Source organism: Streptomyces sp. NBC_00258 (assembly GCF_036182465.1).
Classification (GTDB): Bacteria; Actinomycetota; Actinomycetes; order Streptomycetales; family Streptomycetaceae; genus Streptomyces.
This window is the reverse complement of the sequence record NZ_CP108081.1, coordinates 4433540-4450473: the sequence shown is the minus strand read 5'-3', so window position 1 is coordinate 4450473 and position 16934 is coordinate 4433540. Positions and strand designations below refer to the sequence as shown.

14 protein-coding genes and 1 tRNA gene are annotated in these 16934 nt (G+C 69.6%); 13 read left to right on the top strand and 2 right to left on the bottom strand.

Going from position 1 to position 16934, the window contains the following annotated elements:
• Window positions 1-70: 70 nt before the first annotated feature.
• Together OG718_RS19650 and OG718_RS19645 are read right to left on the bottom strand one after the other, a co-directional pair.
• Window positions 71-853, bottom strand: a complete 783-nt coding sequence (locus tag OG718_RS19650; RefSeq protein WP_328844694.1) for a hypothetical protein — start codon at window positions 851-853, stop codon at window positions 71-73.
• Between the two features lie 307 nt (window positions 854-1160).
• Window positions 1161-1232, bottom strand: a tRNA-Arg gene (locus OG718_RS19645).
• 156 nt (window positions 1233-1388) lie between these two features.
• Here OG718_RS19645 and OG718_RS19640 point away from each other — a divergent pair.
• The 13 genes from OG718_RS19640 (at window position 1389) to OG718_RS19580 (ending at window position 16647) form a co-directional block, all read left to right on the top strand.
• Window positions 1389-1907 (top strand): response regulator, encoded by a 519-nt coding sequence (locus tag OG718_RS19640; RefSeq protein WP_306937940.1) that lies wholly within the window; start codon window positions 1389-1391, stop codon window positions 1905-1907.
• A gap of 448 nt (window positions 1908-2355) precedes the next feature.
• The gene (gene nrtL / locus OG718_RS19635; protein WP_143636237.1) at window positions 2356-3405 is read left to right on the top strand and encodes an ArgS-related anticodon-binding protein NrtL; all 1050 of its coding nucleotides are present in this window, start codon (window positions 2356-2358) and stop codon (window positions 3403-3405) included.
• Between the two features lie 26 nt (window positions 3406-3431).
• Window positions 3432-4823, top strand: coding sequence for a diaminopimelate decarboxylase (gene lysA, locus OG718_RS19630; RefSeq protein WP_143636235.1), 1392 nt, complete (start codon window positions 3432-3434; stop codon window positions 4821-4823).
• Between the two features lie 160 nt (window positions 4824-4983).
• The gene (locus OG718_RS19625; RefSeq protein WP_143636848.1) at window positions 4984-6282 is read left to right on the top strand and encodes a homoserine dehydrogenase; all 1299 of its coding nucleotides are present in this window, start codon (window positions 4984-4986) and stop codon (window positions 6280-6282) included.
• Window positions 6283-6288: 6 nt separating this feature from the next.
• Window positions 6289-7347, top strand: coding sequence for a threonine synthase (gene thrC / locus OG718_RS19620; protein ID WP_143636233.1), 1059 nt, complete (start codon window positions 6289-6291; stop codon window positions 7345-7347).
• Window positions 7348-7745: 398 nt separating this feature from the next.
• Window positions 7746-8663, top strand: coding sequence for a homoserine kinase (gene thrB / locus OG718_RS19615; protein WP_143636231.1), 918 nt, complete (start codon window positions 7746-7748; stop codon window positions 8661-8663).
• A gap of 385 nt (window positions 8664-9048) precedes the next feature.
• The gene (gene rho, locus OG718_RS19610) at window positions 9049-11103 is read left to right on the top strand and encodes a transcription termination factor Rho (RefSeq protein WP_143636229.1); all 2055 of its coding nucleotides are present in this window, start codon (window positions 9049-9051) and stop codon (window positions 11101-11103) included.
• Window positions 11104-11472: 369 nt separating this feature from the next.
• A complete protein-coding gene (locus OG718_RS19605; RefSeq protein ID WP_143636227.1) occupies window positions 11473-12606 on the top strand; it encodes an LCP family protein in 1134 nt (377 codons plus the stop codon).
• 276 nt (window positions 12607-12882) lie between these two features.
• A complete protein-coding gene (rpmE, locus tag OG718_RS19600; RefSeq protein WP_328844693.1) occupies window positions 12883-13110 on the top strand; it encodes a 50S ribosomal protein L31 in 228 nt (75 codons plus the stop codon).
• Between the two features lie 135 nt (window positions 13111-13245).
• On the top strand, window positions 13246-14322 hold the full coding sequence (prfA, locus tag OG718_RS19595) for a peptide chain release factor 1 (RefSeq protein WP_143636225.1): 1077 nt from the start codon (window positions 13246-13248) through the stop codon (window positions 14320-14322).
• A gap of 70 nt (window positions 14323-14392) precedes the next feature.
• Window positions 14393-15238, top strand: coding sequence for a peptide chain release factor N(5)-glutamine methyltransferase (prmC, locus tag OG718_RS19590; RefSeq protein WP_143636223.1), 846 nt, complete (start codon window positions 14393-14395; stop codon window positions 15236-15238).
• Between the two features lie 84 nt (window positions 15239-15322).
• Window positions 15323-15970, top strand: a complete 648-nt coding sequence (locus OG718_RS19585; protein WP_143636220.1) for an L-threonylcarbamoyladenylate synthase — start codon at window positions 15323-15325, stop codon at window positions 15968-15970.
• Window positions 15967-16647 carry an arsenate reductase/protein-tyrosine-phosphatase family protein gene (locus OG718_RS19580; RefSeq protein ID WP_373466174.1) on the top strand — a complete coding sequence of 227 codons (681 nt, stop codon included), beginning with the start codon at window positions 15967-15969 and terminating at the stop codon, window positions 16645-16647. The genes OG718_RS19585 and OG718_RS19580 overlap by 4 nt, the downstream gene beginning before the upstream one ends.
• The last annotated feature ends 287 nt before the right edge of the window (window positions 16648-16934 follow it).

Sequence of the window (16934 nt, the reverse complement as noted above, 5' to 3'; positions counted from 1 at the left end):
TGTCCGCTCGTGAAGGAGGGCGCCCTCAAGGCTCTTGAGGGCGCCCTCCTTCACGTACGCGAGTCGCGGGTTAAGCCATGGGAGCAGCTCTGATCCAACCGCGCCTGGGTATCCAGGCGATGGCCGGGCTGCGGCTGGCCGTGGTGGACAGCCATACTCCATCGATCCCTTCTGGCAACTCAGGGGGATCACTTGGGAGTGGCCCTTCGTGGCTCAGGGGGACGGCCTCCATATACTCCCAGCCGTAGATCAGGAAGGCGTGCCGCTCGTCGGTCTCTGCTGCGGCCAGTTGCCTTCGCAGCTTGGACATGCTCGGGCTGCTCACTAGCTCGCAGGCGGACGCGACAACGCGTTCCAACTCCGGAACGATCCCGCCCCATGACGCCTGCATCACGTAGTAGCCAGGCGGATGCTTCTCTGTGGAGGGTATGCAGGACAACGAGTCGATGCCAAGGCGTTCGAACTCGATGTACAGGTTGAAGTCGTGCTGCCAAAAGTAGGGCGCGGTTTCGGGGAGAACTCCGCGCTCTTCCAACTCGGACAGAAGGTTCGGGATGCGTGCCAGTGCGCGCTTCCAGCTCTTGTCTGGAGAGAGGTACACGAGCCATGTGTAGGTAAGGCCTGACTGGCGTATGTAGCCGAGCTGATTGGACTTGGTGCCGGCGGCTCTGTGGCGCGGGTCAACCACGAGTTTGACCTCAAGCGCGATGGTGCGTTCTTCGTGTTTTAGCGCCAAGTCGTACGCACCTTGTCGGCCATCGGCATCGTTTGTGATGACCTCCACGCCCAGCGTGCTACTGACGCATTTGCCCGCCAGGTGCGCGGCGGCATCGATCTTTTGACGGCCTTGCATGAGTCGACGGTACGGAGGTCGGGAGCCTCGCGCAGCAGATTTATGGCGGGCTGATCTCTCGGTGCCGTTGGCGTCCCGGTTCCGGGCCTGGCCGTCGCAGCGGGCCGTGCAGCAAGCTGGCTTCTGGTGGGTTCCTTGGGTCTGAGGAGCAATGCTGACCTGCTGATATGCCCCTCAAGATCAACACGCTATTACAACGTGATCACTGTCATGGAGCCGCATTCGGCGGCATCCGCCTGCGCATACGCCAAGACCCCGTCCTCAGCTAAAGCGCTGATGGCGGGGTCTTCGGGCACCTCATACAGGGTGCCCCCGGCAGGATTCGAACCTGCGCACACGGCTCCGGAGGCCGTTGCTCTATCCCCTGAGCTACGGGGGCGTGTCGGGCGCGGTGTTTGCGGCGACGGGTAGAACCCTACCAGCTCTTTCGGGGTCGTCATGAACGGGTTTTGGGGGCGGGGGAGGGGGTGTCGGGGGCCGTTCCGATCTTGGGCGACGGGTGGGTTTCGGGTGGGTTCGGGGTCGCCCGCGCGGGGTGGAAGTGGGGAAAAGCCGGACGCGGCCCCACGTGCCGACCTACTCTCGACTTGTGCCAGGCGCGTCGGGTCGGGTGCTTGTTGTGGACGACAACAAGGTCATCCGGCAACTGATCAGGGTCAATCTCGAGCTGGAGGGTCTCGAGGTCGTGACCGCGGCCGACGGTGTCGAGTGTCTGGACGTCATCCACCAGGTCCGGCCCGATGTGGTCACCCTCGATGTGGTCATGCCCCGGCTCGACGGACTGCGTACCGCCGCTCGGCTCCGGGCCGATCCGCGGACCCGTAACCTCCCCCTCGCCATCGTGAGCGCCTGCAACCAGTACGAGGTCGAGAACGGCCTCGACGTCGGCGTCGACGCCTTCCTGGCCAAGCCCTTCGAACCCGCCGAACTGGTCAGGCTCGTACGCCAGTTGCTGGAGCGGCGGGAGACTCCGCCCACCGGCGCGTCTTTTGAGGGTGCCGAGAGCGTCTACGGCTCCGGCGAGACCGAACGCGCCGGCCGCACCGGCAGCTGAGTCGACGGCAACGACCCGAGACCGGCACCACCGTCCGCCATCCGCGGCACCACCATCCGCCCGCGGTCGCCCGACGGCCGAAGGGGTCGTGGCGATGTGTCCGCCCGCAGCGGATGGCGCGTCCCCGCCGGGCTCCCCGCGATGCGATACCAGTTCATCGCGCCAGACCGAGGACGGACATGTCGCCGCGACCCCGACCCCACCCCGGCGACGGCGCAGCAACCCCCACCGGCCCGTACCAGCCCACCAGCGCGCGCCAGCCCACCGACCCATACCAACCCACAGCCCCGCACCAGCCCACCACCTGAACAACCCCCCCCACCCCCGGCCCCACCGTGCCGCCCGACCTACCCCCGCGCCCGCCCTACCCCCACCCCACCGTCCACATCCCGGACCCTCCCCCAAACCAGTTCGCCTACCCACCCCCCTCCTCCCCTACGCTTGTCCCGTGACCCCCGTCGAGCTCTCCCGTACCGTCCTGCGTGCAGTGCGTCGCGCAGTGGACGCGGGTGAGCTTGTCGCGCCCGTTCCGGAGTGTGCCCAGGTCGCGAGCCCGGGGCCCGGCGGCCGCGGGGACTACGCCACGAACGTCGCTCTGCGGCTGGCCCGCCCCGCAGGCCGCCCGCCGCGCGAGGTCGCCGAGATCCTGCGGTCGCACCTCACGGACGCGGAAGGCGTGGCCGGTGTCGACATCACCGGGCCCGGTTTCCTCAACATCACCCTCGGTGGCAGCAGGGAGCAGGCCCTCGTCGCCGAGGTCCTGCGGCGTGGTGGACGGTACGGGTTCGTCGACGAACCCACCGGGGACCTCGTGCAGCTCCACCACCCACGCGAAGTACGCGCCGCCGTCACCGCTCAGGCCGTCGCCCGGATCCTCCGTTCCCAGGGCGCCCTCGTCCGTACGTCCTGCGAGGACGAGCCCGACCCGGCCTGGGCCGCCGTCCTCGGTGTCAGGGTCGACGCCCACGGCAGGCCCGGCGCGCCGGCGCCTCTCAAGGTCAACGTCCGGCCCGTGCCGGCCGTCGAGGACCCCACCCCCCTCGGCCGTGACGCCGCCCGCTGGGCGCTGCTGCACCCCGCGTCGCACGACCACCCCCGCATCACCGCGGACCACCTCGTTCAGCGGGAGACCAACCCGCTCTTCAGGGTCCGGTACGCCCACGCCCGCACCCGGGCCCTCACCCGCAACGCCGCCGCCCTCGGCTTCGCCGGCGCCCCCGGCGACGTGCAGCACGAGGCCGATGCCCTGGTCGACGCCCTCGCCGCCCACCCCCCCACCCTCGCCACCGCCGCCCGCCACCGTGCCCCCGACCGTCTCGCCCGGCACCTCGTCATCACCGCCGACGCGCTGCTCGCCTTCCAGCACACCGTGCTTCCGCTGGGTGACGAGAAACCCTCGGCCGCCCACCGTGCCCGGCTCGCGCTCGCCGAAGCCGCCGGGACGGTGCTGGCCGGCGGCCTGTCCCTCCTCGGCATCGACGCCCCAGAACATCTCTAGAACATCTCTGAGGAAGCCCAACAGACATGAGCCGTTCCGCACACCCCGCCGGGCCCCGTCACGCCGATGTCTGGCCCGAGGGTCACTACTCCGCCCCTCCCGCCGACCTGAACGCCCTCGACCCGAAGGTCTGGGCCCAGACCGTCACGCGTACGGGCACCGGTGAGGTCAGCGTCGGGGGGATCGGCGTCGCCGCGCTCGCCGAGGAGTTCGGCACCCCCGCCTACTTCGTCGACGAGACCGACTTCAGGGCGCGGGCGCGCGCCTGGCGTACCGCTTTCGGGCATGACGCCGACGTGTTCTATGCCGGCAAGGCCTTCCTCTCCCGCGCCATCGTGCGCTGGCTGCACGAGGAAGGGCTCAACCTCGACGTGTGCTCCGGCGGTGAACTCACCACCGCCCTCTCCGCCGGGATGCCCGCCGACCGCATCGCCTTCCACGGCAACAACAAGTCGACGGACGAGATCACCCAGGCCATCGAGAGCGGCGTCGGACGGATCGTTCTCGACTCCTTCCAGGAGATCGTGCGCGTCGCGCACATCGCGCAGAGCCTCGGCAAGCGGCAGCGCGTGCAGATCCGTGTCACCGTCGGCGTCGAGGCCCACACGCACGAGTTCATCGCCACGGCGCACGAGGACCAGAAGTTCGGCATCGCGCTCGCGGACGGCCAGGCCGCCGAAGCCGTACGTCGCGCGCTGACCCTCGACGGTCTCGAACTGATCGGCATCCACTCCCACATCGGATCGCAGATCTTCGACATGGCGGGCTTCGAAGTCGCCGCCCGTCGTGTCGTGGCCCTGCTTGCCGCCGTCCGTGACGAGCACGGTGTCGAGCTTCCCGAGATCGACCTCGGTGGTGGCCTCGGCATCGCCTACACCAGCGACGACGACCCGCGCGAGCCCCACGAGATCGCCAAGGCCCTCGGCGAGATCGTCACGCGCGAGTGCGAGGCCGCCAAGCTGCGGACGCCCCGGATCTCGGTCGAGCCCGGACGCGCCATCGTGGGCCCGACCGCCTTCACCCTCTACGAGGTCGGCACCATCAAGCCCCTCGAAGGACTGCGTACGTACGTCTCCGTCGACGGCGGCATGTCCGACAACATCCGCACCGCGCTGTACGACGCCGAGTACAGCGTCGCTCTCGTCTCCCGTACGAGCGAGGCCGAGCCCATGCTCGTACGCGTCGTCGGCAAGCACTGCGAGAGCGGCGACATCGTCGTGAAGGACGCCTTCCTGCCCTCCGACCTCGCGCCCGGCGACCTCATCGCGGTGCCGGCCACCGGCGCGTACTGCCGCTCGATGGCGAGCAACTACAACCACGCCCTGCGCCCGCCGGTCGTCGCGGTCCGCGACGGCGAGGCGCGCGTGATCGTCCGCCGTGAGACGGAGGAGGACCTCCTGCGTCTCGACGTCGGCTGACAGGAATGACGGCACAATGCTGAGCGGGGCGGAAGATCTCCTGTCTGCCGCCCTCGCGCAAATGAAATAGACATCTCACGATCCGGACGAGGGATAGAAACCCCCGTCCGGTGAGTGAGACTGGTCCCACCGTGACGGTATGAGGAAACGAGGTCGGATGATGCGTACGCGTCCGCTGAAGGTGGCGCTGCTGGGCTGTGGGGTTGTCGGCTCAGAGGTGGCGCGCATCATGACGACGCACGCCGACGATCTCGCCGCCAGGATCGGTGCTCCCGTCGAGCTCGCCGGTGTCGCCGTGCGGCGACCTTCCAAGGTGCGTGAAGGGATCGACCCCGCCCTCGTCACCACCGACGCCACCGCGCTCGTCAAGAGCGGGGACATCGACGTCGTCGTCGAGGTCATCGGCGGTATCGAGCCCGCCCGTACGCTCATCACCACCGCCTTCGAGCACGGCGCGTCCGTCGTCTCCGCGAACAAGGCGCTCCTCGCCCAGGACGGTGCCGCGCTGCACGCCCTCGCCGAGGAGCAGGGCAGGGACCTCTATTACGAGGCCGCCGTCGCCGGTGCCATCCCGCTGATCCGCCCGCTGCGCGAGTCCCTCGCCGGCGACAAGGTCAACCGGGTGCTGGGCATCGTCAACGGCACCACCAACTTCATCCTCGACAAGATGGACTCCACGGGGGCCGGCTACCAGGAGGCCCTCGACGAGGCCACCGCCCTGGGGTACGCCGAAGCCGACCCGACCGCCGACGTCGAGGGGTTCGACGCCGCCGCCAAGGCCGCCATCCTCGCCGGGATCGCCTTCCACACGCGCGTGCGTCTCGACGACGTCTACCGCGAGGGCATGACCGAGGTCACCGCCGCCGACTTCGCCTCGGCGACGCGGATGGGCTGCACCATCAAGCTGCTCGCCATCTGCGAGCGGGCCGCCGACGGGGGATCGGTCACCGCGCGCGTGCACCCCGCCATGATTCCGCTGAGCCACCCGCTCGCCTCCGTGCGCGGCGCGTACAACGCCGTGTTCGTCGAGTCGGACGCCGCCGGGCAGCTCATGTTCTACGGGCCGGGCGCCGGGGGTGCGCCCACCGCCTCCGCCGTGCTCGGTGACCTCGTCGCCGTCTGTCGCAACAAGCTCAGCGGCGCGACCGGGCCCGGCGACTCGGCGTACACCCAGCTGCCCGTGAGCCCCATGGGTGAGGTCGTGACCCGCTATCACATCAGCCTCGACGTGGCGGACAAACCGGGTGTTCTCGCCCAGGTTGCGACCGTTTTCGCCGAGCACGGTGTCTCGATCGATACCGTTCGGCAGCAAGGCCGACAGGACGGAGGCGGCGAGGCCTCTCTCGTCGTCGTCACGCACCGCGCGTCCGACGCGTCCCTCAACGGGACCGTCGAGGCGTTGCGCAACCTCGACACCGTGCGGGGTGTCGCCAGCATCATGCGGGTTGAAGGAGAGTAACGAGCAATGACCCACCAGTGGCGCGGAATCATCGAGGAGTACCGGGACCGGCTGCCGGTATCCGACACCACGCCGGTCGTGACGCTGCGCGAGGGCGGTACGCCGCTCGTGCCGGCGCAGGTGCTCTCCGAGCGCACGGGCTGCGAGGTCCACCTCAAGGTCGAGGGTGCGAACCCCACCGGGTCCTTCAAGGACCGCGGCATGACCATGGCCATCACGAGGGCCAAGGAGGAGGGCGCGAAGGCAGTCATCTGTGCCTCGACGGGCAACACGTCGGCGTCCGCCGCCGCGTATGCCGTACGCGCCGGAATGGTCTGTGCCGTTCTTGTACCGCAGGGCAAGATCGCGCTCGGCAAGATGGGCCAGGCCCTCGTGCACGGCGCGAAGATCCTCCAGGTCGACGGCAACTTCGACGACTGCCTCACGCTGGCGCGCAGCCTCTCCGACAACTACCCGGTGGCGCTGGTCAATTCGGTGAACCCGGTGCGTATCGAGGGGCAGAAGACCGCCGCCTTCGAGATCGTGGACATGCTGGGTGACGCACCCGACATCCACGTCCTTCCGGTGGGCAACGCGGGCAACATCACCGCGTACTGGAAGGGGTACACCGAGTACGCCGCCGACGGGATCGCCGGGCAGACCCCGCGCATGTGGGGATTCCAGGCCTCCGGTTCCGCGCCCATCGTGCGGGGCGAGGTCGTCAAGGACCCCTCGACGATCGCCACCGCGATCCGCATCGGCAACCCGGCCTCGTGGAAGTTCGCGCTGGCCGCGCGGGACGAGTCGGGCGGCTTCATCGACGAGGTGACGGACCGTGAGATCCTGCGCGCCTACCGCCTGTTGGCCGCTCAGGAGGGCGTCTTCGTCGAGCCCGCCTCCGCGGCTTCGGTCGCCGGTCTGCTCAAGGCCGCGGAGCAGGGCAAGGTCGACCCGGGCCAGCGCATCGTCTGCACGGTGACCGGAAACGGCCTCAAGGACCCCGACTGGGCCGTCGCGGGCGCACCCCAGCCGGTCACGGTCCCTGTGGACGCGGCAACGGCAGCCGAGCGCCTCGGCCTGGCGTAACACGGGACCTCGGCCTGTCGTAGCCCGACACCAACGCCGGGCCACCAACAGCGAGTGAGCCGAAGGGGCGCGCCTGTGTCGAGACGGCGAACGCGCGGAGCGCCCGACGAAGGAGGGTCGAGCACGATCGCCGTCTCGACACAGGCTGTAGCGCCCCGGAGGCGAACCGAGCTCTAAAAAAATGGGGGGTGCACAAGGGGCTTACGACACGCATCGTGCGCCTCCTGTGCGCCCTATGTCGCCACGGAACCTTCCTTCGATAGGCTGTACCGAACCCGCCCGCCGCATATGCCGCGGTGCCGCGCCGTCCCTGCGGCCTCCGGGTCTTCCGCATTTTCCGTATGTCTCGCAGGATTTCGACAATCTCGCAGCTCAAGCTCAAGGAGAGTCATCGAGCGATGGCCGGTCCAGCGTTCCGCGCCGCCGCCGTCCGGGTGCGCGTCCCCGCCACCAGTGCCAACCTCGGCCCGGGCTTCGACGCCTTCGGTCTGTCACTGGGGTTGTACGACGACGTGGTCGTCCGGGTGGCCGACTCCGGACTGAACATCGACATCGCAGGCGAGGGCAGCGAGACGCTCCCACGCGACGAGAGCCACCTGCTCGTACGCTCCCTGCGCACCGCCTTCGATCTGCTCGGCGGACAGCCGCGCGGTCTTGAGATCGTCTGCGCCAACCGCATCCCGCACGGCCGGGGCCTCGGATCCTCGTCGGCGGCCATCTGCGCCGGCATCGTGGCCGCACGCGCTGTGACCATAGGCGGCGACAGCAAGCTCGACGACGAGGCGCTCCTTGAGCTCGCAACGGAGATCGAGGGCCACCCCGACAACGTCGCGGCCTGTCTGCTCGGCGGTTTCACGCTGTCCTGGATGGAGGGCGGATCCGCGCGCGCCATCAGGATGGAACCCGCCGATTCCATCGTTCCGGTGGTTTTCGTACCGGCGAAGCCGGTCCTCACCGAGACCGCGCGAGGACTGCTCCCGCGCTCCGTTCCGCACGTCGACGCAGCCGCCAACGCGGGCCGCGCCGCACTGCTTGTCGAGGCCCTGACCAGGCGCCCCGAGCTGCTGCTGCCCGCCACCGAGGACCGACTGCACCAGGAGTACCGCGCTCCGGCCATGCCGGAGAGCGCGGCGCTGGTGGAGCGGCTGCGGGCCGACGGAATTCCCGCGGTGATCTCCGGCGCCGGGCCCACCGTGCTCGCGCTCGTCGCCGACACCGCGGCCGACAAGGTCGCACGACTGGCGGGCGAGGGCTGGGCGGCCAACCGGCTGGGCCTCGACGCCACCGGAGCGAGCGTGCTGCCGCTTGCCCCGTGACACACGGTCGCCGGATTTCGAGAGGGGGAATGTTTGTTGGATCCGGTAGTGTTAACCTCAAGTCTGCACCCGACCCCACCATGGCGAGGTGCTTCACGTCCCCGTCCGGGACAACCATTCTTCCGGGAGCCCCCCAAATCGCTTTGTGCCATGCATTGGGTGCTACGCGCTGAGCGGTGCTGAGCACGCTCCGGAACCGGCGTGACCGAGCCGATGGACACAGAACCTCAAGTCCACGGCCCCGGGAATCGCCATCCCAGAAATTCCCTCCGCCTTTTGGCGGACCACCGCCCCGGCACGGTCCACACAGCAAGGACCACTGTCGGACAGCACAACCGGTCGCCGAGCCAGACAGGCCGACGTCCGCTCCAGGGAAGGACCCTTCGTGAGCGACACCACCGATCTGATGGGCGCACGTGTCGAGGAGACCGCTGCCGCGCCCGCCACGGACGCCTCCGCGCCTGCCACCGGTGCCGGCTCCCGTCGGCGCCGCGGTACCGGCCTCGAGGGCATGGTGCTGGCCGAGCTGCAGCAGGTCGCATCCGGCCTCGGCATCAGGGGCACCGCGCGGATGCGCAAGAGCCAGCTGATCGAGGTCATCAAGGAGGCGCAGGCGGGCGGGGGAGCCCCGGCCAAGGCCGCGTCCTCCGCCGCCGCGGACGCCACTGAGACCAAGCCGAAGCGCCGGGCCACCTCCAAGGCTCGTACGGGCGACGACGCCGCTCCCGCCGACAAGAAGGCGGAGGCCAAGGCCGAGAAGGCCGTGGCACAGCAGCAGATCGAGATCCCCGGCCAGCCCGCGAGTGACGACGCCCCGGCCGAGCGCCGCCGGCGCCGCGCGACCGCCGATGCCGGCAGCCCCGAGACGGTCACCGCCGAGGCGAAGAGCGAGCCGAAGGCCGAGACGCCCGCCCAGTCCCAGGGCGAGGCCAAGGGCGACGCCGGTGACGGTGGCGAGGGCCGTCAGGGCCGCCGCGACCGCCGTGACCGTGGCGAGCGCGGCGACCGTGACCGCGGAGGCCGCGGCGACCGCGACCGCCGTGGCAAGGGCGACGAGCAGCAGGGCGGCGGCCAGGGTGGTCAGGGCGGTGGCAACCAGCAGCGCCAGGACCGTCAGGGCGGCCAGCAGCAGGGCGGCGGGCGTCAGGACCGCCAGGACCGCCAGCGCGACAACGGGCCCCAGGACGACGACGACTTCGAGGGTGGCCGCCGCGGCCGCCGCGGTCGTTACCGGGACCGCCGTGGCCGGCGCGGCCGCGACGAGTTCGGCCCCAACGAGCCGCAGGTCGCCGACGACGACGTCCTGATCCCCGTCGCGGGAATCCTGGACATCCTCGACAACTACGCGTTCATTCGTACGTCGGGCTACCTGCCCGGCCCGAACGACGTGTACGTCTCCCTGGCCCAGGTCCGCAAGAACGGTCTGCGCAAGGGTGACCACGTCACCGGTGCGGTCCGTCAGCCCAAGGACGGCGAGCGCCGCGAGAAGTTCAACGCGCTGGTCCGCCTCGACTCCGCGAACGGCATGGCCGCCGAATCAGGCCGTGGCCGCCCGGAGTTCAACAAGCTGACGCCCCTTTACCCCCAGGACCGGCTCCGTCTGGAGACCGACCCGGGCGTGCTGACCACCCGCATCATCGACCTCGTCGCGCCGATCGGTAAGGGCCAGCGCGGTCTGATCGTGGCCCCGCCGAAGACCGGCAAGACCATGATCATGCAGGCGATCGCCAACGCGATCACGCACAACAACCCCGAGTGCCACCTGATGGTCGTCCTGGTCGACGAGCGTCCGGAAGAGGTCACCGACATGCAGCGGTCGGTGAAGGGCGAGGTCATCTCCTCGACCTTCGACCGTCCGGCCGAGGACCACACCACGGTCGCCGAGCTCGCCATCGAGCGCGCCAAGCGCCTGGTGGAGCTGGGTCACGACGTCGTCGTGCTGCTCGACTCGATCACGCGTCTGGGCCGTGCGTACAACCTCGCCGCCCCGGCCTCCGGCCGCATCCTGTCCGGTGGTGTCGACTCGACCGCGCTGTACCCGCCGAAGCGCTTCTTCGGTGCCGCGCGCAACATCGAGGACGGCGGCTCGCTGACCATCCTGGCCACCGCGCTCGTCGACACCGGCTCGCGCATGGACGAGGTCATCTTCGAGGAGTTCAAGGGCACCGGCAACGCCGAGCTCAAGCTCGACCGGAAGCTCGCCGACAAGCGCATCTTCCCGGCGGTGGACGTCGACGCGTCCGGTACCCGTAAGGAAGAGATCCTGCTCGGCAGCGACGAGTTGGCGATCACCTGGAAGCTGCGCCGGGTGCTGCACGCGCTCGACCAGCAGCAGGCGATCGAGCTGCTTCTCGACAAGATGAAGCAGACGAAGTCGAACGCCGAGTTCCTGCTGCAGATCCAGAAGACGACGCCGATGCCGGGCAACGGCAACGACTGACGGATCCACAGCCGGCCGGACCGGTACCGCGAAGGGCCGCTCCCGTACACGTACGGGAGCGGCCCTTCGCGTTGCTTTGAGCCCCGGTGAAATGGGTGGTGGAGAGACCTTCGCCACAGATGTGAAGAGCGCCACGTGCTCGCGGAAGCACGCCGTCCGCCATCGAAAGCCCAGGTGAGCGCTCGACGGTCCGCCTCGCCCCTCACACAGCGTGTCCGTTGGTCCACAGTGCGGTCACAGCACGTCGTGCAACCCTTTTTTCGGTTTCAACGTCTGACCTGACGGGTCCTGACAGAGACGTCGCGGGCAGATGACCAGGCCTGACCCTGACTGCAGGGGGTAACCGAACGTACGAGGACTGAGGAGCACATGTCTGCCGAGAGCATGCCGGAACCCGGCACACCGGAGGATTCCGGTTCCAGCGCCCCGGGCCGCCGCGCCAAGGGGCGCCGCCGCAAGCCGCGGAGCACGCGCCACAAGGCGCTCGTCATCACGGCCTGGGCCGCGGCAGGCGTCGTCGTGCTGGGCGGTACCGGCCTCGGGTTCATGTACTTCAAGCTCAACGACAACATCAAGAGCGTCGACATCAACCAGGCACTCGGCACCGACCGGCCCCTGGACGTCGACAACGGCTCGCAGGACATCCTCGTGCTCGGCTCCGACACCCGCTCCGGCGGCAACAAGGAGCTCGGCGGCGGCGTCGACGACGGCAGTGCCCGCTCGGACACCGCGATGATCGTGCACGTCTACGAGGGCCACAAGAAGGCCAGCGTGGTCTCCATACCCCGCGACACCCTCGTGGACCGCCCCGAGTGCACCGACAGCAAGGGCGTCGAGCACGATGCCGGGTCCGAGGTGATGTTCAACTCCGCGTACTCGACGGGCGGCGCCGCCTGTGCCGTGAAGACCGTCGAGTCGATGACCGGTATCCGCATGGACCACTACGTCGAGGTCGACTTCAGCGGTTTCCAGAAGCTCATCGACGAGCTCGGCGGAGTCGAGGTCACCACGACCAAGAGCATCCGGGACAAGGAGAGCCACCTCGACCTCGAGGCCGGCACGCATCAGCTCACCGGCAAGCAGGCACTCGGTCTGGTCCGCACCCGGCACGGCGTCGGCGACGGCTCCGACCTCGGCCGGATCCAGCTCCAGCAGGCGTTCATCAAGGCCCTGGTCGAGCAGGTCAAGGACATCGGCGTACTGACCAGCCCGAAGAAGCTGTTCGACCTCGCCGACACCGCGACCAAGACCGTCACCACCGATACCGACCTCGACTCGGTCAAGGACCTGGCCTCGTTCGCCAACGGCCTCAAGGGCATCGGCCCGTCGAAGATGAACATGGTGACGATGCCGGTGCAGTACGACCCGGCCGACGGCAACCGCGTACTCGTCCTCAAGGCCAAGTCCCAGCAGGTCTGGGACGCGCTGAAGAACGACCGCCCGATCCCGAAGTCCGCGACCAAGGGTGCGGCTACGGGTGCGGCGAAGGGTGTTGTGAGCTGAGCGCTCCGCTGGGGGTGGATTGTTGTCTGCGGGCCCGGTGGGGGTTGCTCGCGCAGTTCCCCGCGCCCCTTAAAAGACAAAAGCCAGGGGCGCAGCCCCGCTTTTAGGGGCGCGGGGAACTGCGCGACAAGCCCCACCGGGCCCGCGGGGAATACACAACGCGAACCCCCGGTTTTGGGGGATGGCGCCAGTGCTGGCAGACTGGTACGTCGGCCCCGGTTCACGCTCCGCATCCCGCGGCAGCGACCCGGCGCCCTCCCGAATCTAGGAGACACCTTGAAGCGCGAAATCCACCCCGAGTACGTCGAGACGCAGGTCAGCTGCACCTGTGGCGCGTCGTTCACCACCCGCAGCACGATCTCCAGCGGCACCGTCCGCGCCGAGGTCTGCTCCGAGTGCCACCCGTTCTACACGGGCAAGCAGAAGATCCTCGACACCGGTGGCCGCGTGGCCCGCTTCGAGGCCCGCTTCGGCAAGGCCAAGGCTGCCGCTGACAACAAGTAGCGAGCCCACAGCGCCGGTCTCCGGAGCCTCCGTCCAGGGGGCGCTGGGACCGGCGCTTTGCGGTGCAGCCCCCATTCGTCTTACCTACGTCCCCACGCCCGACACGGAGCGGGGGACAGCCCATTGGAGCCGGAGATGTTCGAGGCGGTCGAGGAACTGATCGGCGAGCACGCCGATCTGGAGAAGAAGCTCGCTGACCCGTCGGTCCACGCCGACCAGGCCAACGCGCGCAAGCTCAACAAGCGCTACGCCGAGCTCACCCCGATCGTCGCGACGTACCGCTCCTGGAAGCAGACCGGGGACGACATCGAGACGGCGAAGGAGTTCGTCGCCGACGATCCGGACTTCGCGGCCGAGGTCAAGGAGCTGGAGAAGCAGCGCGAGGAACTGACGGAGAAGCTCCGGCTGCTCCTCGTCCCGCGCGACCCCAGCGACGACAAGGACGTCATCCTGGAGATCAAGGCGGGCGCGGGCGGCGACGAGTCGGCCCTGTTCGCCGGCGACCTGCTGCGCATGTACCTGCGGTACGCGGAGCGCGTCGGCTGGAAGACCGAGATCATCGACTCCACCGAGTCCGAGCTGGGCGGCTACAAGGACGTCCAGGTCGCCGTGAAGACCAAGGGCGGCCAGGGCGCGACCGAGCCCGGCCAGGGTGTCTGGGCCCGGATGAAGTACGAGGGCGGGGTGCACCGCGTGCAGCGGGTGCCCTCGACCGAGTCGCAGGGCCGTATCCACACCTCGGCCGCCGGTGTCCTGGTCACGCCCGAGGCCGAGGAGGTCGACGTCGAGATCCTCGCGAACGACCTGCGGATCGACGTCTACCGCTCCTCCGGGCCCGGCGGCCAGTCCGTCAACACGACTGACTCCGCCGTGCGCATCACGCACATTCCCACCGGAGTCGTCGCCTCCTGCCAGAACGAGAAGAGCCAGCTGCAGAACAAGGAGCAGGCGATGCGTATCCTGCGCTCCAGGCTGCTGGCCGCGGCGCAGGAGGAGGCGGAGAGCAAGGCCGCGGACGCCCGCCGCAGCCAGGTCCGCACCGTCGACCGCTCCGAGAAGATCCGTACGTACAACTTCCCGGAGAACCGCATCTCGGACCACCGGGTCGGCTTCAAGGCGTACAACTTGGACCAGGTGCTCGACGGTGATCTGGACGCGGTGATCCAGGCGTGCGTCGACGCGGACTCGGCAGCCAAGCTCGCCGCGGCGTAAGGCACGTACAAGTACACAGCGCAGTACACATCCGCTCGACGGACAACAGCACAGCTCCCGGAGGACCAGCGTGAACCTGCTGCTCGCGGAAGTGGCCCAGGCCACCCAGCGGCTGGCCGACGCCGGCGTGCCCTCGCCGCGCAACGACGCCGAGGAACTCGCCGCGTTCGTGCACGGCGTGAAGCGGGGCGAGCTGCACACCGTCAAGGACGCGGACTTCGACGCCCGGTACTGGGAGGTGACCGCGCGCCGCGAGGCCCGCGAGCCGCTCCAGCACATCACCGGGCGGGCCTACTTCCGCTACCTGGAACTCCAGGTCGGGCCAGGCGTGTTCGTGCCCCGGCCCGAGACGGAGTCCGTGGTCGGCTGGGCCATAGACGCCGTCCGAGCGATGGACGTCGTCGAGCCGCTGATCGTCGACCTGTGCACCGGCTCGGGCGCGATCGCGCTCGCCCTCGCGCAGGAGGTGCCGCGCTCGCGCGTCCACGCCGTCGAACTGTCCGAGGACGCCCTGCGATGGACCCGTAAGAACGTCGAGGGATCCAGGGTCGACCTGCGGCAGGGCAACGCCCTGGACGCGTTCCGCGACCTCGACGGCCAGGTCGACCTCGTCATCTCCAACCCGCCGTACATCCCCCTGACCGAATGGGAGTACGTCGCTCCGGAGGCCCGGGACTACGATCCCGAACTCGCCCTGTTCTCGGGGGAGGACGGCCTCGACCTCATCCGCGGTCTGGAGCGCACCGCGCACCGGCTGCTGCGGCCCGGCGGTGTCGTCGTCATCGAGCACGCCGACACTCAGGGCGGGCAGGTGCCGTGGATCTTCACCGAGGAGCGGGGCTGGGCCGATGCCGCGGACCACCCCGACCTCAACAACCGGCCGCGGTTCGCGACCGCCCGCAGGGCGACGCCATGACAGCGGCGACTTCTTGTGTGGACGACGTGGAAATCGTTAGATGCGCGGCCAACGGGGCCCGCGTGTTCGAGGAGGCTTGCTGATATGGCACGGCGATACGACACCAACGACGCGACCGATCGCACGACCGGTCTGCGCGAGGCCGCGTCCGCCGTCCGCCGCGGCGAGCTCGTGGTGCTGCCGACCGACACCGTGTACGGGGTCGGCGCCGACGCGTTCAGCTCGGAGGCCGTGACCGACCTGCTGGAGGCCAAGGGCCGCGGCCGGAACATGCCCACGCCCGTCCTCATCGGCTCCCCGAACACGCTGCACGGCCTGGTCACCGACTTCTCCGAGATGGCGTGGGAGCTCGTCGACGCGTTCTGGCCGGGCGCGCTCACGCTCGTCGCCAAGCACCAGCCGTCCCTCCAGTGGGACCTGGGGGACACCCGCGGGACCGTCGCCGTCCGTATGCCGCTGCACCCGGTCGCCATCGAGCTGCTGACCGAGGTCGGCCCGATGGCCGTCTCCTCGGCGAACCTGACCGGCCATCCGGCCCCCGAGGACTGTGACGCCGCGCAGGAGATGCTCGGCGACTCCGTCTCCGTGTACCTGGACGGCGGGCCGACCCCCGGCAACGTCCCGTCGTCGATCGTGGACGTCACGGGCAAGGTGCCGGTGCTCCTGCGGGCGGGAGCCCTGTCCGCGGAGGAGCTGCGAAAGGTCGTCCCCGACCTCGAGGTGGCGAATTGACAGCCCCTGACGCGGGGCGTGGCATAGGTACGGGGACGGGGTACACGGGGGCTTACGGCGACGGGGCCTCGGGGGACTCCTCTTTTCGCATCCTCCACGTCAGCACCGGCAACGTGTGCCGCTCGCCGATCACCGAGCGGCTGACCCGTCATGCCCTGGCGGACCGGCTCGGCGACCCCCTGTGGGGCGGCCTGATCGTGGAGAGCGCCGGCACCTGGGGCCACGAGGGCGCGCCCATGGAGGCCAACGCGGAGGCGGTCCTCGCGGACTTCGGCGCGGACGCCTCCGGCTTCGTCGGCCGTGAGCTGCTGGACGAGCACGTCATCAGGGCGGACCTCGTCCTCACGGCCACCCGCGACCACCGCGCCCAGGTCATCTCCATGGGCCACTCGGCGGGCCTGCGCACCTTCACCCTGAAGGAGTTCACCCGCCTGGTCCGCGCCATAGACCCCGCCACCCTCCCTCCCCTGGACGACGGCATGGTCGAACGCGCCCGCGCCCTGGTCCGCGCGGCAGCGGCTCTACGCGGGTGGCTCCTGGCCCCGACAGCAGAGGCGGACGAGGTGTACGACCCGTACGGCGCCCCGCTGCCGTTCTTCCGCTCGGTGGGCGACGAGATCAACCAGGCACTGGATCCCGTGGTCACGGCACTGACAGGTGTGCCGGCTCGCGCCTGACCGGGGCCGGGGCGGTCTCCGGCGGACGGAGTCCGGCGCAGCGGCTCGAAGCCGGGGAGGCCCGCCGGGGCCGAGCGGTGCGAGGGGCGCGTCGGGGATGGGTCGAGATCAACCAGGCGCTGGACCCCGTGGTCACGGCCCTGACGGGTGTGCCGGCTCGCGCCTGACCGGGGCCGGGGCGGTCTCCGGCGGACGGAGTCCGGCGCAGCGGTTCGAAGCCGGGGAGGCCCGCCGGGGCCGAGCGGTGCGAGGGGCGCGTCGGGGATGGGTCGAGATCAACCAGGCAC

What these genes read in the sequence shown, in the direction of transcription:
- OG718_RS19650 (WP_328844694.1), bottom strand. Translation starts at nt 853, where the DNA reads ATGCAAGGCCGTCAAAAGATCGATGCCGCCGCGCACCTGGCGGGCAAA.
- lysA (WP_143636235.1), top strand. Translation starts at nt 3,432, where the DNA reads ATGAGCCGTTCCGCACACCCCGCCGGGCCCCGTCACGCCGATGTCTGG.
- OG718_RS19625 (WP_143636848.1), top strand. Translation starts at nt 4,984, where the DNA reads ATGCGTACGCGTCCGCTGAAGGTGGCGCTGCTGGGCTGTGGGGTTGTC.
- thrC (WP_143636233.1), top strand. Translation starts at nt 6,289, where the DNA reads ATGACCCACCAGTGGCGCGGAATCATCGAGGAGTACCGGGACCGGCTG.
- thrB (WP_143636231.1), top strand. Translation starts at nt 7,746, where the DNA reads ATGGCCGGTCCAGCGTTCCGCGCCGCCGCCGTCCGGGTGCGCGTCCCC.
- OG718_RS19605 (WP_143636227.1), top strand. Translation starts at nt 11,473, where the DNA reads ATGTCTGCCGAGAGCATGCCGGAACCCGGCACACCGGAGGATTCCGGT.
- prfA (WP_143636225.1), top strand. Translation starts at nt 13,246, where the DNA reads ATGTTCGAGGCGGTCGAGGAACTGATCGGCGAGCACGCCGATCTGGAG.
- OG718_RS19585 (WP_143636220.1), top strand. Translation starts at nt 15,323, where the DNA reads ATGGCACGGCGATACGACACCAACGACGCGACCGATCGCACGACCGGT.